This window comes from Dysgonomonas termitidis, assembly GCF_054657735.1.
In genome coordinates this window covers 159,864-179,748 of sequence record NZ_BAAHYD010000001.1, presented here as the reverse complement: position 1 = coordinate 179,748, position 19,885 = coordinate 159,864, and the positions used below count along the sequence as shown (strand labels likewise).

At 35.0% G+C, this 19,885-nt stretch carries 25 protein-coding genes; 13 read left to right on the top strand and 12 right to left on the bottom strand.

Annotated features, from left to right (window positions below):
• Positions 1-84 precede the first annotated feature (84 nt).
• From ACYQ3L_RS00825 to ACYQ3L_RS00775, 11 genes are all read right to left on the bottom strand, one after another.
• Positions 85-573 carry a GNAT family N-acetyltransferase gene (locus ACYQ3L_RS00825; protein WP_379994565.1) on the bottom strand — a complete coding sequence of 163 codons (489 nt, stop codon included), beginning with the start codon at positions 571-573 and terminating at the stop codon, positions 85-87.
• A complete protein-coding gene (locus tag ACYQ3L_RS00820; RefSeq protein WP_379994566.1) occupies positions 563-1,129 on the bottom strand; it encodes a GNAT family N-acetyltransferase in 567 nt (188 codons plus the stop codon). The genes ACYQ3L_RS00825 and ACYQ3L_RS00820 overlap by 11 nt, the downstream gene beginning before the upstream one ends.
• Before the next feature lie 145 nt (positions 1,130-1,274).
• The gene (locus ACYQ3L_RS00815) at positions 1,275-2,108 is read right to left on the bottom strand and encodes a class I SAM-dependent methyltransferase (RefSeq protein WP_379994567.1); all 834 of its coding nucleotides are present in this window, start codon (positions 2,106-2,108) and stop codon (positions 1,275-1,277) included.
• A gap of 29 nt (positions 2,109-2,137) precedes the next feature.
• A complete protein-coding gene (locus ACYQ3L_RS00810; RefSeq protein WP_379994568.1) occupies positions 2,138-2,725 on the bottom strand; it encodes a DJ-1/PfpI family protein in 588 nt (195 codons plus the stop codon).
• Positions 2,726-2,962: 237 nt separating this feature from the next.
• Positions 2,963-3,421, bottom strand: a complete 459-nt coding sequence (locus tag ACYQ3L_RS00805) for a GNAT family N-acetyltransferase (protein ID WP_379994569.1) — start codon at positions 3,419-3,421, stop codon at positions 2,963-2,965.
• 167 nt (positions 3,422-3,588) lie between these two features.
• Positions 3,589-3,906 (bottom strand): cupin domain-containing protein, encoded by a 318-nt coding sequence (locus ACYQ3L_RS00800; RefSeq protein ID WP_379994570.1) that lies wholly within the window; start codon positions 3,904-3,906, stop codon positions 3,589-3,591.
• On the bottom strand, positions 3,903-4,673 hold the full coding sequence (locus tag ACYQ3L_RS00795) for a class I SAM-dependent methyltransferase (RefSeq protein ID WP_379994571.1): 771 nt from the start codon (positions 4,671-4,673) through the stop codon (positions 3,903-3,905). Before ACYQ3L_RS00795 ends, ACYQ3L_RS00800 begins: the two co-directional genes overlap by 4 nt.
• Entirely contained in the window at positions 4,666-5,148 is a 483-nt protein-coding gene (locus tag ACYQ3L_RS00790; protein WP_379994572.1) for a GNAT family N-acetyltransferase, read from the bottom strand. The genes ACYQ3L_RS00795 and ACYQ3L_RS00790 overlap by 8 nt, the downstream gene beginning before the upstream one ends.
• On the bottom strand, positions 5,149-5,751 hold the full coding sequence (locus ACYQ3L_RS00785; protein ID WP_379994573.1) for an NAD(P)H-dependent oxidoreductase: 603 nt from the start codon (positions 5,749-5,751) through the stop codon (positions 5,149-5,151). It abuts the gene before it with no gap.
• 55 nt (positions 5,752-5,806) lie between these two features.
• Positions 5,807-6,115: a chorismate mutase gene (locus ACYQ3L_RS00780; protein ID WP_379994574.1), complete on the bottom strand. Its 309-nt coding sequence runs from the start codon at positions 6,113-6,115 to the stop codon at positions 5,807-5,809.
• The gene (locus ACYQ3L_RS00775; RefSeq protein WP_379994575.1) at positions 6,112-6,591 is read right to left on the bottom strand and encodes a VOC family protein; all 480 of its coding nucleotides are present in this window, start codon (positions 6,589-6,591) and stop codon (positions 6,112-6,114) included. The genes ACYQ3L_RS00780 and ACYQ3L_RS00775 overlap by 4 nt, the downstream gene beginning before the upstream one ends.
• A gap of 534 nt (positions 6,592-7,125) precedes the next feature.
• Between ACYQ3L_RS00775 and ACYQ3L_RS00770 the strand changes: the two genes are divergently transcribed.
• The 7 genes from ACYQ3L_RS00770 to ACYQ3L_RS00740 all read left to right on the top strand — a co-directional run bounded on the left by ACYQ3L_RS00770 (position 7,126) and on the right by ACYQ3L_RS00740 (position 10,704).
• A complete protein-coding gene (locus ACYQ3L_RS00770) occupies positions 7,126-7,527 on the top strand; it encodes a hypothetical protein (protein ID WP_379994576.1) in 402 nt (133 codons plus the stop codon).
• Between the two features lie 19 nt (positions 7,528-7,546).
• Complete coding sequence (locus ACYQ3L_RS00765; RefSeq protein ID WP_379994577.1) at positions 7,547-8,110, top strand: hypothetical protein; 564 nt, start codon at positions 7,547-7,549, stop codon at positions 8,108-8,110.
• Positions 8,107-8,454: a hypothetical protein gene (locus ACYQ3L_RS00760; protein ID WP_379994578.1), complete on the top strand. Its 348-nt coding sequence runs from the start codon at positions 8,107-8,109 to the stop codon at positions 8,452-8,454. Before ACYQ3L_RS00765 ends, ACYQ3L_RS00760 begins: the two co-directional genes overlap by 4 nt.
• 12 nt (positions 8,455-8,466) lie before the next feature.
• Entirely contained in the window at positions 8,467-8,712 is a 246-nt protein-coding gene (locus ACYQ3L_RS00755; RefSeq protein ID WP_379994579.1) for a hypothetical protein, read from the top strand.
• An 83-nt stretch (positions 8,713-8,795) separates the two neighbouring features.
• Positions 8,796-9,275 (top strand): hypothetical protein, encoded by a 480-nt coding sequence (locus tag ACYQ3L_RS00750; protein ID WP_379994580.1) that lies wholly within the window; start codon positions 8,796-8,798, stop codon positions 9,273-9,275.
• A 146-nt stretch (positions 9,276-9,421) separates the two neighbouring features.
• A complete protein-coding gene (locus tag ACYQ3L_RS00745; protein ID WP_379994581.1) occupies positions 9,422-9,946 on the top strand; it encodes a hypothetical protein in 525 nt (174 codons plus the stop codon).
• Positions 9,946-10,704, top strand: a complete 759-nt coding sequence (locus tag ACYQ3L_RS00740; RefSeq protein ID WP_379994582.1) for a phosphoadenosine phosphosulfate reductase domain-containing protein — start codon at positions 9,946-9,948, stop codon at positions 10,702-10,704. The genes ACYQ3L_RS00745 and ACYQ3L_RS00740 overlap by 1 nt, the downstream gene beginning before the upstream one ends.
• A gap of 141 nt (positions 10,705-10,845) precedes the next feature.
• Here ACYQ3L_RS00740 and ACYQ3L_RS00735 read toward each other — a convergent pair whose 3' ends face one another.
• Entirely contained in the window at positions 10,846-11,517 is a 672-nt protein-coding gene (locus ACYQ3L_RS00735) for a CPBP family intramembrane glutamic endopeptidase (protein WP_379994583.1), read from the bottom strand.
• 1,002 nt (positions 11,518-12,519) lie between these two features.
• Between ACYQ3L_RS00735 and ACYQ3L_RS00730 the strand changes: the two genes are divergently transcribed.
• The 6 genes from ACYQ3L_RS00730 to ACYQ3L_RS00705 all read left to right on the top strand — a co-directional run bounded on the left by ACYQ3L_RS00730 (position 12,520) and on the right by ACYQ3L_RS00705 (position 19,836).
• The gene (locus ACYQ3L_RS00730) at positions 12,520-12,822 is read left to right on the top strand and encodes a hypothetical protein (RefSeq protein ID WP_379994584.1); all 303 of its coding nucleotides are present in this window, start codon (positions 12,520-12,522) and stop codon (positions 12,820-12,822) included.
• A gap of 80 nt (positions 12,823-12,902) precedes the next feature.
• On the top strand, positions 12,903-13,979 hold the full coding sequence (locus ACYQ3L_RS00725) for an IS110 family RNA-guided transposase (RefSeq protein WP_380002099.1): 1,077 nt from the start codon (positions 12,903-12,905) through the stop codon (positions 13,977-13,979).
• Positions 13,980-14,345: 366 nt separating this feature from the next.
• The gene (locus ACYQ3L_RS00720; protein WP_459952246.1) at positions 14,346-15,371 is read left to right on the top strand and encodes an FISUMP domain-containing protein; all 1,026 of its coding nucleotides are present in this window, start codon (positions 14,346-14,348) and stop codon (positions 15,369-15,371) included.
• A gap of 2,081 nt (positions 15,372-17,452) precedes the next feature.
• Entirely contained in the window at positions 17,453-17,659 is a 207-nt protein-coding gene (locus ACYQ3L_RS00715) for a hypothetical protein (protein WP_379994048.1), read from the top strand.
• Between the two features lie 163 nt (positions 17,660-17,822).
• The gene (locus ACYQ3L_RS00710; protein WP_459952245.1) at positions 17,823-19,373 is read left to right on the top strand and encodes an IS5 family transposase; all 1,551 of its coding nucleotides are present in this window, start codon (positions 17,823-17,825) and stop codon (positions 19,371-19,373) included.
• A gap of 244 nt (positions 19,374-19,617) precedes the next feature.
• Positions 19,618-19,836, top strand: coding sequence for an aminotransferase class I/II-fold pyridoxal phosphate-dependent enzyme (locus tag ACYQ3L_RS00705; protein ID WP_380000431.1), 219 nt, complete (start codon positions 19,618-19,620; stop codon positions 19,834-19,836).
• The last annotated feature ends 49 nt before the right edge of the window (positions 19,837-19,885 follow it).

Sequence of the window (19,885 nt, the reverse complement as noted above, 5' to 3'; positions counted from 1 at the left end):
AAAACATAACATCGGAAATAAAAAACAGGAGCAAATATTTGTATTTTATGTTAAGCCTGTTGAATATATAATAGATTAAATAAATTATAATCTCTTTTTTTTCATCTTTATCAGGGCTACATTTTGTTTTTCCTTATCCAGCCGTTCTTCTATATCATAGGGAGTATATCCTAGTTTCGAATATAATAAGATTCCTTTTGTGTTGGTATTGAAACAAGAAATATACATTTCTCTGATATTATATTTCTCCAATGCGATAGATTCCATTGTTTCAATCATATATTTACCTATCCCTTTGTTTCGAAAATGAGAACTGACAATAACATTCCCAATCGAACAATAATTATTTTCTTTAACCTCGTAAAAGTTGGCAAAGCCTACAATTTCATAATCGAGCAAAATAACTGTTGAATCGGAGCGATTTGCCACAACTGCTTCTAGTTGTTCAACAGACAGTGGATAATAGTCTGCTTTGGGAAACATAAAGAATAGTTCCTCCTCATTTTGTGGGAGTTGGCAGACCTTTTCCAAATCACTTGTTTGAGCTGATCGAAAGGATAATTTAAAACTCATTTTTGATATACTCCTCTTTTAACATAGAATAATATAGGCGATCTATGTATTTTTCGTCCATATAGAAAAAATCTCGTAATGTTCCTTCGTAAGTAAAATTACATTTTCGAATAACTCCTTGAGATGCTGCATTCCCCTCTTTATGGCATACTTGTATCTTATGAAAATTCACTTTGTTAAAGCAAAAATCTAAAACACATTTTACCGCCTCTGTCGCATAACCTTTTCTGTGGAATTTACTGCCTAATGCATATTCAATCTCACAGAAATGATTCTTGTTATCAACCAAGAATATAGCAATTTGTCCAATACAAATTCCGGACTCTTTCTCAACGATAGCCCAACGGTAATAGTCTGTTCTTTGGTAAGAATCGATATACTTGTCTAGTAGCTCTTTCACCTCTTCTTTTGTCGTATATATAGGCTCTGAATATAGCGATTGAATTTCAGGATCACTGATCCAAAAACTTAACATATTATTGTCATCTGTATATTGGAACTGTCTTAGTATAAGTCTTTCCGTATTTATGGCTTGAGTTCCGCTGTGTTTTAGCATGTTGTTTATTTATTTTATAGTTATACCAATCATTATAATTGTTTTAGATGTATTATTCCAAACGGAGTGAAGCATGTTGCAATCTACAATAAAAGAATTATTCTCTGCTATTATCTGTATCTTAGTTTTGTTTTCAAACAATACTTTATTCTTTTCGTGCTTCAATATAAAGCATAGGAATTGTAAGCCTTAACTCTCCATGTTGATTGGCATATTCATTCAGTCTACGCTCGAAAACATCGAAAAAGGCCTGTTTGTGAGTATCTTCAAACATATTTCTCCATGCGTCAATGAAACCGATAATTATAAAGGGTTGATTAAGAAAGGCTGAGCCATTATAGTATCTCATTTGATATTCAGATTTTATTGTTCTTATTATTTTAAATCTGCTATTTTCAAATAGTTCTACTGAACTTTTCTCAGTTCCCCGATGGTTTATATGATTATCTAATCCCAAAAGATATTTTTCTAATTTTAGCTCAAACAGGGTTTCCCTGAATAAGTTATAGAATTCGTTGAAAGTACCTGTAAGATTTGTAGTCGCACAGAATATCCCTCCATGTTTCAAGGTACGATAACTTTCATTGATAACTTTCGAAGGGTTTTCAAAATTGTTTATTCCCAGATTTGAAGTTATTAAGTCGAAATAATCATCCGGAAAATTAATATTTTCAGCATTACCCTCGATAACCGATATATTATCAAGTTGCAACACGTCTATTTTACCTTGAGCTCTTTTTACGGCTTCGCCCCACGGGTCGATCCCTACAGCTTTACATTCACTCCCAATCCGGTTTGTGATCTCAATTAAAGGAAACCCTGTACCACAACCTATATCCAAATAATTTTGATAATTCTTAATCGGGAAATTATCTAATAGCATTACTCCGAAGGGAGATGCCCATAATCCTAACTCATCGCAAACATTTGTAATATCACGATTCAGATAATTCAATTCTTTATTTAAGTAGTTTTTCATCGTTATTTTCTGGTATTTATACAACTATGTTAAAACCCCATAGCTTTTTTTATTACTTCCATTTCTTTTTCAGAGGTCAGCATTTTTAATAATTCAAATGCGACATTAGGAGCTGTCTCCGGACAATAAGACGTGATAATATTACCATCAACTACAATTGATTCGTTCACAACAATAACTCCAAATTTTTCCAGCTCTTTTTGCCGATAACCGTTATCTAAGTGGTAAGTAGTTGCTTTCCTATTCTTAAGAATCCCACTTTTCCCTAAAGGCAATGCTCCGGTACATACTGTCGCAATAATTTTACCCTTTGTATTAAATTCCCTGATTAATTCTAAAAATCTTTCGTCATACACTTCTTCATAAAACCCAAATTCCCCAAACCCACCAGGTATTGCTAAAGCGTCATATTCGTCAACGTTTATCTCTCCAATGGTTTTGTCTACTAAAACAGGTACATTAAATGTGCTTATAACTTTTTCAGTAAAGCCACAAGTATCAACTAACAAATGATGTCCATAATCAACTCTGGCCCAACCAAAAATATCTATAAAAACAGAAAATTCCATAGTTTCAAATGCCTTTGCCAGAAATACTAATACTCTCTTATTTTGCATACTTCTCAAAATTATCAATTTATTTAAACCTATCAGTTTTGCTATTCTCAATTTAGAACTAGCTTCTTTCGGATTTGTATATAACGATTAAATTTTAGGATCGCAAATTCAATAAGCTATTATATCATTATCTATGGAATATTGAAATTGCCATAAAAGTATTTATGCTTTGAGTTCCAATATGCTGTAACATGCTTTATTATTGTGTAAATTGTTAAGATTCTAACATTTATTGATTTACAGTTCTTTTGAAAAACAAATACTTTTTTCCATATCCTTATATTGCCCATAATTTGGAACCTGAACATAATTGTTCTTTTTATATAACCTCACAGCATCGGGCAGCATATTCCCGGTCTCTAAAATACATTTCTTGAATCCTAATTGTTTTGCCCATGTTTCTAATTCTATCAACAACTTGGTTCCGACACTTTGCCCCCTTGCAGCTATGGATACAAACATTCTTTTTACTTCAACCGTATCAGTATCATATTCTCTGATTGCTCCACAACCAATTGCTATTCCACCAATGTATGCAATAATGACATGTTTTATAGTTTCAAGATTATTGTATTGTTTACATTCGGAATGAGCCTTCCGGTCGGCATTTGTCAAATGCTTTTCCAGTTCAATAACCAGTTTTAGAAAATCTTCGTTTTCGGAACCTGTCTGTCTAAATTCAATTATTTCTTTCATTATACTTTCGAATGAAATTCTCGTCGTTTAACATATTTGTCTTAGTTCAGGTTTATATATTCTTGTTTGAGTATTGAATAGTATAAACGATCAACATATTCGAATTTAAATAAGTTTTTCCGAATTTATGGCTTGAGTTCCACAGTATTTTAGCATACAGTTTATATTTATTTTAGGGATATACCAATCATTATAGTTGTTTCAGAAATATTATTCCATACAGAGTGTGGTTTAAAGCCTTCTACAATAAAAAAATCATTCTCCGCTATTATATGAATATTGTTATCAAACAATACTTTAGCCTCTCCTTTAACTACAATAAACAAGTGATCGTGTTCATGTGTATGTAACTCTGTTGGTCCACCTCCATTTGGTTCCAAATAAGCAATAGAGCCATTTATTATTTCACCACAATCCCCAAATAGCTTTTTAGAAAGAAAGTTGATGTGGTTGGGTGGTGTAATAAAGTCTGATAATTTATTCATACGGTTTCATTTTTACATTTTAAAACATATATCTGCTTTTCAGAGTTATCATCAAATATTTGTTCTTCAAATCCTCCAAACTTGTGAATAACTGTAAACCCAGCCCATTCTATATATGAATCTAATTCTTGAGGGAAAAACAATCTCATATCCAAATTTTGGATAGAATCAAATTCTCCGTCAATAAAATAATGCCATTCTATACGATTGATTTGAGTTTTTCTTTCGTATTGCATTGTTTGTTTTATCAATATTTCTCGTCCATCATCTGTTGTATATGTCGCAATCTCCTTCTGTTCTTTTTCTCCTTCTACGAGATATTGAATGTTCGGATTAAAGCAATCTAACAGGAATAGACCTCCTTCTTTGAGATGATTTTGAACAATACTAAACGTCTTAAATAAATCTTCATTGTGATATAAATGATGAATAGAATTGAAAGGGATAAAAATGAGGTCATATTTTTTCTTCAAGTCTAGAATTCTAATATCAGCCTCGATAAACTCAATTTTTAATCCTGCATTGGAGGCTTTTACTTTCGCTTGTCTGATCATAGAAGAAGTGTAATCTACCCCACTGATATCATATCCATCTTTTGCTATTGGAATAGTAAGTCTACCTGTACCACAACAGAGTTCAAGAATTTGGGTATCCTTGTTTTGAGGTAACCATCGCTTGTAAAATTGCAAATCATTTATGTGGGTATTCATACCATCATAAATATCGGTATCGTAAATTAAATCTCCAACTTGATAATTACTACTCATCTCTATTCGATTTCTCCATTATTATCATACATGCACTATCACATGTTCGGCATACTTCCCTATATCCCAACTTTGTATAAAGATATAATGTATTGGGAGTTATCTCTCCTGTAAATAGCAAATATCTTGAACAAGTAGTAAACTTTTTCTCGATTTCAACCATCAACGCTTTTCCTATACCTTTATTCTGATAATTGGGATGCACGATTAGTTTTCCTACATGGCAAACATTCTCCTTATCAACATAAGCTCTCACAGATCCAACAATCTCATGATCTTGTGCATATTTTAGAATGATACCCTTATTAAACTCCTGCAATAATTCATCATAAGTCTGAATCATTGGTTGGATTTCAGTATTATCCAATAAATTTGCAACAGGACAAAATGCTGTCTTTTGCAATTCTAATATATCCGGCAAATCGAATATTGTGGCTTTTGGTATATTCATATTTGTTGATTTGACTTCAGCCATTTATAGGATTTTTTTTGGAAAATACTTATTAACCATATCCACAACCTCATTTAACCACTTTTTCCGCTCCCGGTCTGCACTGCCTGCAATAACGCGGAACATTTTTCTATCGAATTTTGTTATTCCACAAAAATCAAAAATACAATCCTTCCAAATTCTATGAAGAGGATCTCCGAATACATTCTCCTCTCTTTCTTTAGGTGTATTAGATGTGTTGAAAACCAACCCTATTTTAGCTTTCAGAAGTCCGATAGGCAAACCTCCTCCATTGTCTCCCTCAGGGAATGTATAAGCGATATTTTCACGAAGGACTCTATCTATCCAACCTTTTAAAATAGCGGGAGGTTGTCCCCACCAGTTCGGATGAATAATAATAATTCCATCCGTTTCTTTTATTTCTTTCCAATGCTGAATAATTAAGGGATCTTCCGATTTATCGGAAATGAGTTCTTCGGGAGTTATTACCGGTTCAAATCTTTCCCCATACAAATCGTGGAAATAAATAAAATGACCATTACCTTTTAGCGTTTGCGTAACTTTACTCGCTATTGCATGGTTAAAACTCTCATTGTAAGGATGTGCCAATATGACTGATATTTTCATATATTCTTTATAATTTTACCTATGTTTATTTTATATCCTGCTTTGTAAATACAAACTATTTATTCCTTTCTTTCCAGATTTTCATCTCTTCTGTCACAAAATAATCAATCATATTCCGGTATATTGTTGCTATAAGCTCTGGAGATATGTTATGTTTCTGTGCCAGTTCTCTTTTAGAGGCAATGACTTGTTCTACCCTTTGTTTATCCTGCACAGCCTGTTCCGACTTCTTGAATTTAGAAGCTTCTCTGACATATTCAGCTCTTTTTGCAATAAGGGCTACAATCAATTCATCCGTCAGATCTATACCGGAACGTACTTCTTCAAGACTCTCGCATCCGGAAACTACACCACCTTCATTCAAATTTTTTTTAATATTTCGACAGGCGTATAGGTTCGCTTTGCTGTAGCTTCAAGATTTTGCCCCTCTTCTTCATAAATACGGTGAAAGAACACATGCATTGCTTCTCCGACTTCAATCAAATGTCTGTCATAATCGTAGAACCGTACCGTTCGCTGACCCCATATCTCTGTATTGATTTCATGTAAAAATTCTGCCTCACTTTGTTTCAACCTATGATATATCTGTTCCAAACATTCCGTTTCGAAGCATAATTCGAAGCGGCTGATAGTGTTTACATCATAAATATTATCATCGCCCAATGTCTTGGAAATTATATTTTCCTCAGAAATTTGCCAAAGAGCAAATCCCTCTTTGAATATAATATTTTGTTCACCAAAGTCGGCTGTAACTGTCAGTCCCAATACCTTTTCGTAAAAATAACGGGAACTTTTTGCGTTTTTTACAAAGAGAACCGGAGTGCATTTCTTCAAATCCATATTTTATATTCTTAATATTTCTATAACAAAATCAAAGTTGTTGTCTAAAGCGTATTTACAACCCTCTTATACCCAATTCTCATAAGATTGCTAAGTTAACCCTGTTTTATTATATTATATTTTAATTAGTAAAAAGTTTATAATGCCATATAATAAATTTTTTAGAAACAATTGATATTAAGCGTAGAATATGAATATGTTTAACTTGATTTTTAAGTAAGAATTTACATTTTGGCGCGAAATATATTATGGATTATATTATATCATTTGGCGGTTTAAATACTACAACATCGGTTATTAAATCTCACTTCTATAGCAAATAATTATCCGTATATTCTTCAGGCAAGCTATTGCAGCGGTTTTCCGGCTTTGCAAGGTCTGCCATTCGGCGTTTAAGTGAAAATCTCCACTCCTTACGGACTGTATTTTCCCTTAAAACCTTGCCACGCCGTACCCCTGCAAGCTTAATCGCCTGAAAATAAACGGATACCTGTGTCTCAGGGGATTCGAAGTATTAATAAAAAATAATAGTATATGAGTGAAGTATTGACAACTCCTGCCGAAACCGGACAACTCAGTCAGATCAGGACCATTCTGGGAGTATATTTCCCGAAAGTAAACTTTAATTGTAGTACTGACTATAAGGATGATTATTGTTGTATCCTTATCGGTTATACAGATGGGATATCCCTGACCAGGGTTAAAAATGCAGTAAAGGGATTTAACCTTCCTCCCGATCCTCAGATTCAAAAAAGAGGAGTAAAAGTAATTGTCGAACGGAAAATGAGTCAGCGGATAAAGAACCTTATCCAGGGAGAGATCAAAACCGTATTTGCAATGGATCATTTGCCAAAGGAAGACGATTGGTTCGAACCTATAAAGGGCCCTGTCCGGGTTTATATGAATAAAATATTTAATATGCGCGATTTTGAATAACACTAATATGATATAGGATATGGAAAAAGAATATCACATGCTGAAATCCAAAGAAGATGTTATCAGCGAAAAAATGAAATCCCTGATAGAAAGAGCTATTAAGGAAAATAACGGGCGCATCACTTTCACAAAAGAGGATGACGACGACGATTATCCTTTGACAACCATCCTTTCGGGACGAAAGGATATCTATTTCATTTCCATTACGGATGTCTATCTGGATAATGGCGGACTTATTTATGCTGATGGAATAGATGATGATACCGGCTGTCGCAAAATCGAATTCAAGATTGATCCGGATCAGTATTCCGATATACTCTACTTTATCGCATATGTCCTGGGCTGGACAGGCAATCGACAAGAATCACAAAATATGAAGGATGCGATTAATTCCAATATCATGGAAATGGCATGTAATTTGGCTGAGAAAGAAATGGTGGACGGCTATGGAAAGCTTCCTGAATACTTTGCAAACTCAAACGGAGAATATACAGACTTTTATCAAGACGTATTTAATCCGCTTTATGATAAATACTATAACCGCATTGCTGATTTAGCAGATTTTAAACTCCGGTATCTTTGAAATATCATATTGAAAATGAATGCAAACTACCTGAATTACGTACTGAGATGGATAGCCTGTATGAAGCGTATAAAAAAGAGAATGGGAAAGAGCCGTTATATGCTATAGTCTGGCTTGAAAATAGAATCTGTTATGACCTGCAATGGCCGGCGACGGTTAAACTGGTGCAGGAAGTGGATGAAAAAGAAGATGAGCAGATCTATATGAATTTTGACGGGTATGCAGACCTGAAAAAATGGTTATATTCCACCTTGGAAGAAGACAGTGACAGCGAAGATATCTGGCGTTACGAGAATACGGAGTACCGGATTGAGTTTATGGATAGATTATTGATAGATGATTAAAAAAATGAATATATGAAATTGGATGATATTCAGATATTCCTATTGCCTCTTTGCGGTTTTTCTTATGAAGAATCGCAAAACTTTTCTTTGGCAGAACTTAACAGGTTGTGGAAAAAGGGAAAGATAACCAAATATAAACTCTCAGGCTTTCTGCAGGATGTTAATGATGATATTCTCGTAGATAATACCAATAACTGGATAGTGATACATGGATTGTCTGAAGTTATGGCTGAACCAGTAGTTCAGCCCGGCAGATAAAGTAAATAAACTGATTACAAATTATATATAGGTAAACTGAGAGGAAATTTCCCGGGTTCATTTATAGACAAATAGTATAAACAATGAATAATCAACACATAAGTATAAAGGTAGGTGATATCGTAAAAGCCAATTATGGCTCGGTCGTTTTTGCATTCGCCAATACAATCACGGGAAAGAGTGAACATCTTAATATCCCTCCTTACGCTATTGTTACAGAAGTAAGAGCAAAGGAAAAGCCGGATACACAAAATATTCAGGTAAAAATAATCTTCGATGCAACATCCTTTGCCGATTATAAAGAAGAAGAGCTGGAGGTAATTTGTTCTACCGGACTGAAAAATAATACACGTAAACCTACACTTAGGCAAGTTCAGAAAGAATATGAAACAAGTGAAGTGGTAATGGGAGAGATGTTAGCCTCTGTCCCGGCTGATGGTTTATCTGTTGAAGAGGCGTTTTACTTGTATCTGAAAGCTATGAATTGGGCGGAAGGTAATATCTTTTTTCGAAAATACGATGATGAGAGAATGGAAGAAATAGAGATAATACCGGAAGTATAGATTTATCATGAACGGAAATTAAAAACCCCATGCTTAACTTAAGTATGGGGTTCCGTTTTAATATAGTTTTTATAAAACATATTTACTCAACGATGATATTCCCTGATACAATTTCATATTAACCTGTCTCACCATCCGGAAATATTATGCATTCATTCAAATCTGATTATTGTACAGTCAGCAGGGAACGCTGGCTTATGGAATTTCTTGATAAAATAGATCTGGATGCATTACTAAAACAGATTGACGAAACAAAGAAATACCGGCAGGCACATCCCGGCTGGGAGAGGCCTGTCGTGATGTATGGCATCCGTAAAAAACATAAGTGTATAAAAAAAGAAGAAATAGCTGTTGTAATCGACCTGATGCCATGGCAGGATAGGGCACGTATGGCAGAAACTCATTGGTATAATATAATTTATAAGCGCCCGGCAACAGATTTGGAATGGGAGGAAATGAAACAGAAGAATCCCATTAGAAGATATTGGATATGGTCCTATTTTATAAAAAAAGAATGGACGATAGATCGCATCATATCCCATATCGCACGGGATGACTCTGAAGAATACGGAATCGATACCCAAAAACTTATTGAAGCCTTTGAGAATCATTACGGACGAAAAATCTGTGTTAACAGACGATTAAGCCCCATTTTATTAAAACTGTACTGATGGATGTCAAATATATTTCATCCATAAGCTTTGGTAAAGATTCGCTCTGTCAGACATTGATGCTGATAGAAAAGCAATATCCATTGGATGAAGTGGTATTTTATAATACCGGCATGGAGTTTCAGGCATTGTATGACACACGAGATAAAATGCTTCCAATACTGCAAGCCAACGGAATTAAATATACCGAACTGTATCCGGAAACACCTTTCCTGTATTCGATGTTGGAAAGACCTGTGCGAAAACGGGAAACAGGGCTAATCCACCAATACGGATACTCATGGTGTGGCGGCACTTGCCGCTGGGGTACCAGCGAAAAGTTACGTGTCCTCCGCAAGTATATTAAGGATTCGATGTATTATGTTGGCTTGGCTGCCGATGAACAGTTCCGATTCGAAAAAGAATGGCGTCCTAACCGAATACTTCCTTTAGCCGATTGGGGGATAACGGAAGCCGAAGCCCTTGCTTATTGTTATGAAAAAGGTTTTGACTGGAGGGAAAACGGTATCGCCCTATACTCAATACTTGATAGAGTCAGTTGTTGGTCTTGTGGGAATAAAAACCTGAAAGAATTATATAATATCTATCTGTATCTGCCTGATTATTGGGAAAAATTAAAAGATTTGCAATCTAAAACGAACCGCCCTTACAGACGTAAATGTGGCGAAACCATCTTCGATCTGGAAAAGCGGTTTCAAAAACGAGCTGCTTCTGAAACTTCGTCTCCACCAAATGCCTCATTCATATCATTAAACTGATAAACTATTTGATCTGTCTATAAAACAACTGTTTTATTCTTAGTTAGTTATAATAATCCTGATGCTTCTTTTATTGCATAAAAAGATATAATACTACCAATAATAAGGTCTTTAAGTTGGAAAATAATAACGATTAGTATATTACCAGGCAGGAATTATACCTGAATATATTGCTACCGATAAATTGAATACATCCACAAAGAAATGGGATATTATGAGATATATAATATTTTTACACTTTTGATAAAACCACATCCACATTATTCCCATTACAGTGGTTGAAATTACGGTAACAACTGTAACTATTGGTATATTGAACCAAAAATGCCAAAATAAATAATGAGAGAAGCCAAAGAGAATAGCAGAATATAGTATAATAAATATACGGTTGAATGGAATATGGGCAAGAAGCCCTCTCCAAAAAGTCTCTTCAAATATCGGATTGATAACTGAAAAAATAAGAATGTAAATCATATATTCAAAAGGGACTAAACCTATTTTTAATATAGATACATTCAGCGGAATTAATGCAGGAAAAATTACACCAGCCAAAATCCAGGAAACTTTCGGAATCGGTTTAAATGAAAAATTGAAAATATCCTTGAATGAAACTAAGTTAATTTTCTTTGCAATAAAAAACATTAATAGAATTGTAAGATAATAGCCAATAAATGATGGAAGCCATGATATTTGAGGCTCAATTTTTTTTGTGCAAATTTCAACAATTATTTTAGTTATTATTAAAACCAGAATAGGAGATAAAACTAAAAAATATTTTAAAATTGGATCTTTCTTCATTTCAGCTGTATTCATATCAATATGTTGAATTTGATTTTCTTTACATTTTGTTTATTCCTTAAATACGAAGAAATATATTAACTATTTTGGGTATACTATTAAGTACAAGATATCTATTTAGAATTTCCATGCAGTTATTTATGCAAGGAACCTATTATCGAAATACTTTATTTGAATTATATTTAAATGTAACCTTACATAACTTTCAACTCAGCATAATAGTTAAGGCTTCATTTTTCATGCTTCGCAAAAACGAAGCCTTAACTATTATATTAATTAATTTATTAAAGAAAGCGAAATATGAATGATGGATATTATCGGATTCTTTTTGTCTTATAAGACGAAGATTTATTTCATGGACATTCCTTTTAGCAGAGACAGGAATGAAAATACAGAAGGTTATATATATTTTTGATAAATAAGAGAAATAACCAATTTATTATTAAATCAAATTTTATAAAATACAATCAAATGATAAGTTTGAGAATTGCTGGTAAAATGCATTTATACAAAAAATGAAAGTTATATAGGGGATATTATTATTCTCAAAACTGCCAAGTCTGGTACAGAGCTAAAGCATACTTTATCAGTAGATATTTAAATAACCGAAATTATACAAACAAGCTATTAAAACCATGAATCTTCCTTGTTATTAACAACCGGGGATATGTATTATACAATCGGGGATATACTGATCCTGAAAACTTCAGGTTCTGGTATTACGCCGGTTAACATTAACAAAAAACAGTTACATTGAAAATAGGAATAATAAAACTGGAATATCATCCATGACACAAATCATTTATACTGATAAAATAATTAAAGGATATAATCACAAATAAAAGCCTATATTATAACAGTTTCATATTATTTTACGTTTTGGCACATTAAATATTTTACATTAAAATAATTTTTGTTTTTCAATTAACCTCAATTTTGTGTCGGTTTTAGAACTTATATGAATAATCAATATTGAAGACAAAATCCTTATTTTTTAAAACTTTACAATTATTGGATATGACAATTAAGAATTTCCTTCATTTTATCTTTGTATTTACTATTTTTTCTATTAGCCCCGTAAATTTACAGGCTCAGGTAACAATTGGTTCCGGTATACCTCCCTCTATGGGAGCTTTGCTGGATTTAAAAGAATATGATTCAGCCAACGGTGAATCAAATTCAACAAAAGGCCTGCTGCTTCCTCGTGTCAACCTTACTGATTGGAGAAGTTTATACCCGATGTTCTCTACTGATCCTGATTATATAAATAATATGGGAGATAAAAAAGTTCCTATGTTTAAAATCGGAAGCGATGGCTGAGTAGAAAAAATAAGCTATATGTTTTTGGTTAATTTTAGTAATAGAGATTACTTACTTATTAACCTCAAAGAATATAGCTTATGAGACAAAGAAAGGAATTAGATTTCAAAGGACAAAATATCTATGTAGGGATAGATGTTCATTTGAAGAGTTGGTCGGTAACAGTTTTGTCGGAAACCTCTGTAATGAAGAAGTTTAGCCAAATACCAGAACCGGAAGCGTTGTATAAGTTTCTGGTCACGAATTATCCGGGAGCGGATTATCACTCGGTATACGAAGCGGGATTCTGTGGTTTTTGGATACATGAAAGATTGACAGGGTTAGGAATTGATAATATTGTTGTAAATCCGGCCGATGTTCCGACCAAAAGCAGTGAAAAGCTGCGTAAGACCGATTCCATAGACAGTGGAAAACTGGCGCGAAGCCTGCGGGCTAAAGAGCTGAAAGGCATCTACACGCCGGACAGTGTGTCATTGGAGATGCGTTCTTTGATAAGATTGAAAAACTCGATAACGAAAGACATGACCCGGCAGAAGAACCGCATCAAGTCACAGTTACGCTATCTGGGGATAGAGATTCCCGTAGAGTATCTGGAGCCGTACTCTAATTGGTCGAAGCGCTTCATCGTCTGGCTGAAGGAGGTACAGACACTCACATCTGTCGGCCGTCAGTCGCTTGACATCCGGATCAGGCATCTGGAGGAATTGCGCAGGCAGAAGCTGGAGATGACGCGGGCCTTGCGGGCTCTGGCCAGGACGGAACAGTTCCGCGAACCGCTACGGTTAATCATGACAGTTCCGGGTATCGGTCAGGCCACGGGTATGGTGTTCCTGTCGGAGATATGCGACATATCCCGTTTCAGGAATGCCGAACAACTGGCGGCTTATATCGGTATGATCCCCATGTGTCATTCAAGCGGAGAAAAAGATGGGACAGGAGATATTACCGTGCGCAAGCACGCTGCTATGCGCTGTAATCTGATTGAGGCCGCGTGGGTGGCAATCCGGCAAGATCCTGCAATGAACCTGATCTACACGCATAACTGCAAAAGGATGGCTCCAAGCAAAGCCATCGTAAAGGTGGCGCGTAAACTGGTTAACAGATTATTCTTCGTACTGAAACACAAAACAGAATATATCAATGGTATTGTGTCATAGAGAGAACTTCCTTCCGGTAGACGGATTTTCCGAGAGAGAATACTACATAATTGTTGCGGCTTTGAAGTCCGCTTAAAAAAGTTTGCTCCTCTCGCCTTTGTGAACTAATGCAGGAACTTGCGGCAGAGACTGACCGCTGTGGAAAGTCTGTTTACCGAAGGATTTAATATCGGGTTTTTTAAGCCATACGGACAGTATCGGTAACTTAAAAAGAGAGGCAGAAAACCGGCCTCCCAAGTAGCGTTACCGCGTACCGTCAGGATGTTTATTGCTGACAGGTTGCTCCCCAGCAGTGCCTGTTTCCTCTTAACATCCTGACATAAAGATATAAAACTGAAATTAATTAAAAATAATCATCCAATTTGTTTGGATTTTAACTGGAAAGACAATTATGACAAAGAACATGTAGGACTTATGGTTTATAATACTAACAACTGCATCAACGCTGTTACTGCAGATGGAACAGGAGCTTATATCTGGAATGGACAAAGGTGGGTATCTTTGTTCGATGAAACATCTTCTTTAACCTCAGGGGTACAAGTTCATGTAGATCAAGATGGCAATCAATTTTATTCCGGAGACTTTGGAAATGCCGGCCGGTGGATGCTTTATAATTTGCGTGCCAGGAAATATGCAGACGGCACCCCTCTTCCTGATTCCCCAAAACTAGATTTTTCTTCAAATGAGCCTATGTGGCTATATCCCATGCCTGACGGAGGAGACGGCATGGATGATAAATGGGTGAAAGATTATGAACCACTTGGTTTAATGTATAACGGTTATGCTGCATTTGGGGGACATAAGCTAAATAGTATAGACCAAAGTCAGATAGCGGGAGAAACCCCTGGCCCTGATGAAGTAGAGTCCGTAGGAACCGGAAGGATACAAGGTATCTGCCCCAATGGATGGCATATTCCGAGCGACCGTGAATGGAATCAACTGGAAAAGGTAATATATAACAACCGTGAAAAATATAGTAACTATATTTTGACTGATACTCCATTCTCGCCCGCAATCTGGAATTCCGACTGGGAAACACAATCGCCATATCCTCCGACCTGGACCAGAGGTTCAGATTCATCGAATAGGCATAACTTGGCTATGATAGCCCCTTGTCAGACATCGGTTTTGGGAAACACCTTAAAAAGTAAGCCCACTACAAAAGGAGGGTTTTATGTTATTTTGGCCGGTAGAATTACGACAGCGCCTGTTAAAACTATTAACTTTGGAAACGAAGGGAATCTGGTTTCAAGTTCGTTAGTAAATACCGCCGGTTTCGGAAATCCTTCTATGTATACACGCAATTTTTATTCAAACAGTAATAAAGTTCGAAGGAGTCTGCTAATGTATGAAATGTATGTATCGGTACGATGCAAAAAAGATGTGCCATAATAGTTGAAAATAAAATAAGACTATTGATAATCTAACCTTCAGCAGTCTTTCTTCTTTGCTGTACAATAAAATCTGATCGTATTGTTTTTAACAAATGATCATATATCTTTTATATCTATCTTAAAATAACCAGCTTGACTCCGGAACCAATCATATCGTCTCGGAAGGATACAGCCGCCTTAAATAGAATATAATTACTTTAATTAATACATCGCTAATTGATAATAAATATGGGTGATTATTTTAATAAATCTGAGGGGCATGACTGTGTAGTAACTGAAATGAACGCATTATTATACTTCACATGATGTAAAAAAATGGTACCGTACAGATATTTTGCGAATAAGAAACATAAATCCGGAATATATTTTATGTGTCAAATTATTATTCCGGTAAATATTTAAAAGATAAAATAACAAATAAAAGTCTTAATTATAACCGTTTCATTTTATTTTACGTTTTGACACATCAGATATTTTACGAAGATGGTAATTTGATTTTAATTATTTATGCACTTTCGCAACATATTTTAAATGCAATGAATATATTAACTCATAAGTAAATTAAGACAATCTTAACATTGATATTATTATATAGTACTTTTTGATCTATTAAATTTTTTATTATTTGCAGTTATTTGATAACACAGGTTAGTATCGAACCGCAGGGAACATTGGTTTTTTAGAAGGACTCTGAATAAAAATAAAAGATACTTCTTGGATTTTAAGTTAATATGAATGCCTTGTTCAAACCTGTCATGGTTTTAATAATTATAGGTAATAAGCTAGTTGCCTATCAATAATTCAAACTTGTCTGACTAGAATTTGTATTCGTTTAGGGTTGTCTATACTTGTGAAAAGAAGAGGCAACCCTTTTTTAGTGTAAGGTGCAGCATATTTTAACATTAGTCTAATATGATGGATAAGTCAGTATAGTAAGTAGGCTATGATATATTCATAATATTTATATCGTAGTATTGCATATTTTAATGATGTTTAATTTATTATTAAATACTATTTCTGTTTTATCCAAATCAGACCACAATCGTAGTAACTTGTATAGAAAGTGTAATTCCGGCTTTCCATAATACCTGTTTACGAACAGGAATAGTTTTTTCCTTTATTCTGCAAATTAAGGCATTATCAATCCTATTCAATTCAATAATCGGTAAGACAGATATTAATTAATGAAAAAGCCAAATAATACCTGATTCTTTATCTCATGGAAAGATAGCTGGACATCATTTGAATCAATCAAACAAAATAATATTTGTATTACAATTTATCATTGTGACAAACTATATATTAAATTATAATAAATCACAAACAGAATATTCATGTAATCTCTTTTATGTTAATTGTTTATATATTTTTTACGTTCTGTCATATTGAATAATATACACATTTATACACCTTGCTTTACTATTTATTTCAATTTTGTGGCTGTTTTTGAAAATAGTCACCCACTGCATCTATTTATTAGTTGGTTCTATTTTATATATCATTGATAATGTATTTCTATTATCATTAGATAATAGTAGGTACAATCATAAGAGGCGGCATCTTATTATCAAACATATGAAGTGATATTAGGATTCTGAATAATAATTTTTACTGACATATTCAATCAATGTACACTTGCAATGTCAATATTTTAAATAAAAGCATAAGAAATAGAGAGAGATATATTATTTTCTATTTCTCTTGTGGCATAAGATATATTGTCGCACAATCAACAAACCTTATCAAGTCTGTTATAGTTGGCAATAGACCGGTAGAAAACAATTCAGTTTTAACAGAAGAAGTTAGCGGGAATAAGATGAAGACTCTTCAGGATTACGTAAATGTATCCGTGGTTCAAGTTTTTTTAATGCAAGCTTTGATGCTGCCAGAAATCATGCTTGGTTTAGTAGGTTATTAGCATGAGTAGGGCAAGAATCTCTCCATTGACATGCAATTGGGAGATAAGGTGAATCAGATAACTTATTTATATATCACTTGGCAAGTAAGAGAAAAAATATAAGACAATAGCCGGAAGTAATACGGCATAGTAATTTAATTTTAAATATATAATAAATTTACATGAAACAAACTTTAAACACAAGCGTAAGTAAAAAAGCGACATTCAAATTAATGTTATTAATTCTTGTCATACTGAGTCTCTCTCAAACTGCAAACGCTCAAGTGACGGTAGGGCTTGGGGAAGAGCCTGAGCAATATGCAACTCTTCAAATTAAGGATTTAGATAAAAACAGCACAACGTCAGTTATTATGAGGTTAATATTTTGAGGTTTAGGATAAAAGAGAAGGAATAAAATTATCATTTTTAAAATTATTTTGTCAATTTATGCTGGATACGATTAAGGACTAATTTAGGGTCTGCTGATAAACTGATAATTCGTTAAGGATGAGTGAAAATACTTATATTTGTTTTTTCCAAATGCAAGGATATATGAAGAAACAGCGCAAAAGTCGTGCACTTAGTCCCAATTATGCGAGTCCGAATCAGTTGGTTTTATCGGGATTTGAAAATCCATTCGATCAGCAACTCGATCCGGGAAACCGTTGGGTTGTATTGTCCCATTTGATTCCCTGGGATGAGATTTGCAATCTTTACCTCAAACATGTAGGGGTTAGTTCAACGGGTCGACCGGGATTGAGTCCTCGTGTGGTTTTGGGTTCTCTAATGATCAAGCATCTTTGCAATTTGGATGATCGGGAGACAGTGAGTCAGATTTCGGAAAACATCTATATGCAATACTTTCTGGGGTACTGTAGCTTCACCCATGAAGCCCCATTTGATGCTTCACTGTTTGTGGATTTACGAAAACGCTTGGGTCTAGATACGATCAATGCGATCAACGAGCGGATTGTTCAGTTGAAGACAGGGATGGAGTTTGTGAAAAAAGAATCGGATAAAGACGATTCCGGCATTGATCCTGATGAGGATTCCTTATCCGGTGGCTCAGCGAACAAAGGCCGGATCATTTTTGATGCTACTGCTTGTCCACAGGATATTGCTTATCCAACGGATTTGAATCTGCTCAACGAAGCTCGTGAAATATCGGAAAACCTGATTGATCAGCTCTATACCCATCTGTTACATGATAAAAAGCCGCGTAGCTACCGCAAGGTTGCTCGCAAACGCTATCTGAAGACAGCCCAGAAGAAGAAAAAGAGCAAGAAAGAGATCAGAAACTCCGTTCGCATTCAATTGGGGTATCTCAAGCGGAATATAAATTCTATCCATCGGTTGCTGGATGCTTATCCTAACCTTCCCTTAAAGAAGAAGGATCGGAAATATTTGTATGTTATCCAGACCTTGTTTGATCAACAGTTGTACATGTATAAGTCCAGGACGCATACAGTGGAAGACCGGATAGTAAGCATCCATCAACCTCATGTACGCCCCATAGTCAGAGGAAAGAGTCAAGCCAAGGTAGAGTTTGGTTCCAAGATACATGTTTCCATTATTGATGGCATCTCGTTTCTGGATGAACTTTCCTGGGATGCTTTTAACGAGGGAAGTCACATGGAGCACTATGTTGAAAAGTATCGTGAACGGTTCGGATGCTACCCCCGCGAAGTACTCGCTGATCAGATTTACTGTAGTCGTCCCAATCGGGTTATGCTCAAGGAAAAAGGCATCAAACTTTTAGCAAAGCCACTGGGCAGGCCTTCGCCCATGTCAATTCATGTAAGTCCGGGAGAGCGTAATCCAATAGAAGGAAAGTTTGGACAAGCCAAAACAGGTTATGGCTTAAACCGTATCAAAGCCAGACTCCGACAAACAAGCGAATCATGGATTGCCTGCATCTTCCTTGTGCTAAACCTGGTCAAATTGGCGGGGATGGCACTCCCGTGTCTTATTCAGAACTTATGGTTTAGTTTTTCAGCATTGCTGTTGGAGATAATCGCTAATAAATCGGATGGACGCAATAATAGTTATCGGAACCGGGAAATAGCGGACGCAAACCGAATTAAATATGAATTGGTCTGCTGAGTTTTTCAGCAGACCCTAATTTAAATAATAAGTAATGTTATAAAATAGGATGATTTGCCATTTTCTTTAGATATATTGTAATTCTAACTTGTATCGGTAACAATAAATATACAAAAAAAGGAGGTTAGTTGTACTCCTTAAACATTACAACTTTTTTTCAATTACATACACTTTTTTAATGCAGGGATGCATCAGATTAGGAAGAGGCCGGGCCCGGCCTTTTTCATTTTTTATAGTGCAATACATGCAAGAGTTAGATATCGTGGAAAAGCTGGCTGAGAAATTAGCTTATCTTAGAGAGAAACTGAAGAAAAGAGGGTTTAATATTTTGAATTCTGTGACAGCGGTTGTGCCCGTAATAGTAGGTGAAGTGTATAAATTGACCTCTCTGTCAAAAGAACTACTTGATGAAATGAATATTTTTTTCCTGTTGTTCCCCCAATCTGTCCCGGATAAGAGTTAATGTTATGGCTAGCCATACAAAAGCGGATATTGATTATCTGGTTGACGTT

What these genes read in the sequence shown, in the direction of transcription:
- ACYQ3L_RS00770 (WP_379994576.1), top strand. Translation starts at nt 7,126, where the DNA reads ATGAGTGAAGTATTGACAACTCCTGCCGAAACCGGACAACTCAGTCAG.
- ACYQ3L_RS00755 (WP_379994579.1), top strand. Translation starts at nt 8,467, where the DNA reads ATGAAATTGGATGATATTCAGATATTCCTATTGCCTCTTTGCGGTTTT.
- ACYQ3L_RS00815 (WP_379994567.1), bottom strand. Translation starts at nt 2,108, where the DNA reads ATGAAAAACTACTTAAATAAAGAATTGAATTATCTGAATCGTGATATT.
- ACYQ3L_RS00805 (WP_379994569.1), bottom strand. Translation starts at nt 3,421, where the DNA reads ATGAAAGAAATAATTGAATTTAGACAGACAGGTTCCGAAAACGAAGAT.
- ACYQ3L_RS00825 (WP_379994565.1), bottom strand. Translation starts at nt 573, where the DNA reads ATGAGTTTTAAATTATCCTTTCGATCAGCTCAAACAAGTGATTTGGAA.
- ACYQ3L_RS00725 (WP_380002099.1), top strand. Translation starts at nt 12,903, where the DNA reads ATGAGACAAAGAAAGGAATTAGATTTCAAAGGACAAAATATCTATGTA.
- ACYQ3L_RS00740 (WP_379994582.1), top strand. Translation starts at nt 9,946, where the DNA reads ATGGATGTCAAATATATTTCATCCATAAGCTTTGGTAAAGATTCGCTC.
- ACYQ3L_RS00785 (WP_379994573.1), bottom strand. Translation starts at nt 5,751, where the DNA reads ATGAAAATATCAGTCATATTGGCACATCCTTACAATGAGAGTTTTAAC.
- ACYQ3L_RS00730 (WP_379994584.1), top strand. Translation starts at nt 12,520, where the DNA reads ATGACAATTAAGAATTTCCTTCATTTTATCTTTGTATTTACTATTTTT.
- ACYQ3L_RS00765 (WP_379994577.1), top strand. Translation starts at nt 7,547, where the DNA reads ATGGAAAAAGAATATCACATGCTGAAATCCAAAGAAGATGTTATCAGC.
- ACYQ3L_RS00775 (WP_379994575.1), bottom strand. Translation starts at nt 6,591, where the DNA reads ATGGATTTGAAGAAATGCACTCCGGTTCTCTTTGTAAAAAACGCAAAA.
- ACYQ3L_RS00800 (WP_379994570.1), bottom strand. Translation starts at nt 3,906, where the DNA reads ATGAATAAATTATCAGACTTTATTACACCACCCAACCACATCAACTTT.
- ACYQ3L_RS00715 (WP_379994048.1), top strand. Translation starts at nt 17,453, where the DNA reads ATGAAACAAACTTTAAACACAAGCGTAAGTAAAAAAGCGACATTCAAA.
- ACYQ3L_RS00705 (WP_380000431.1), top strand. Translation starts at nt 19,618, where the DNA reads ATGCAAGAGTTAGATATCGTGGAAAAGCTGGCTGAGAAATTAGCTTAT.
- ACYQ3L_RS00810 (WP_379994568.1), bottom strand. Translation starts at nt 2,725, where the DNA reads ATGCAAAATAAGAGAGTATTAGTATTTCTGGCAAAGGCATTTGAAACT.
- ACYQ3L_RS00750 (WP_379994580.1), top strand. Translation starts at nt 8,796, where the DNA reads ATGAATAATCAACACATAAGTATAAAGGTAGGTGATATCGTAAAAGCC.
- ACYQ3L_RS00745 (WP_379994581.1), top strand. Translation starts at nt 9,422, where the DNA reads ATGCATTCATTCAAATCTGATTATTGTACAGTCAGCAGGGAACGCTGG.
- ACYQ3L_RS00710 (WP_459952245.1), top strand. Translation starts at nt 17,823, where the DNA reads ATGAAGAAACAGCGCAAAAGTCGTGCACTTAGTCCCAATTATGCGAGT.
- ACYQ3L_RS00820 (WP_379994566.1), bottom strand. Translation starts at nt 1,129, where the DNA reads ATGCTAAAACACAGCGGAACTCAAGCCATAAATACGGAAAGACTTATA.
- ACYQ3L_RS00735 (WP_379994583.1), bottom strand. Translation starts at nt 11,517, where the DNA reads ATGAATACAGCTGAAATGAAGAAAGATCCAATTTTAAAATATTTTTTA.
- ACYQ3L_RS00795 (WP_379994571.1), bottom strand. Translation starts at nt 4,673, where the DNA reads ATGAGTAGTAATTATCAAGTTGGAGATTTAATTTACGATACCGATATT.
- ACYQ3L_RS00790 (WP_379994572.1), bottom strand. Translation starts at nt 5,148, where the DNA reads ATGGCTGAAGTCAAATCAACAAATATGAATATACCAAAAGCCACAATA.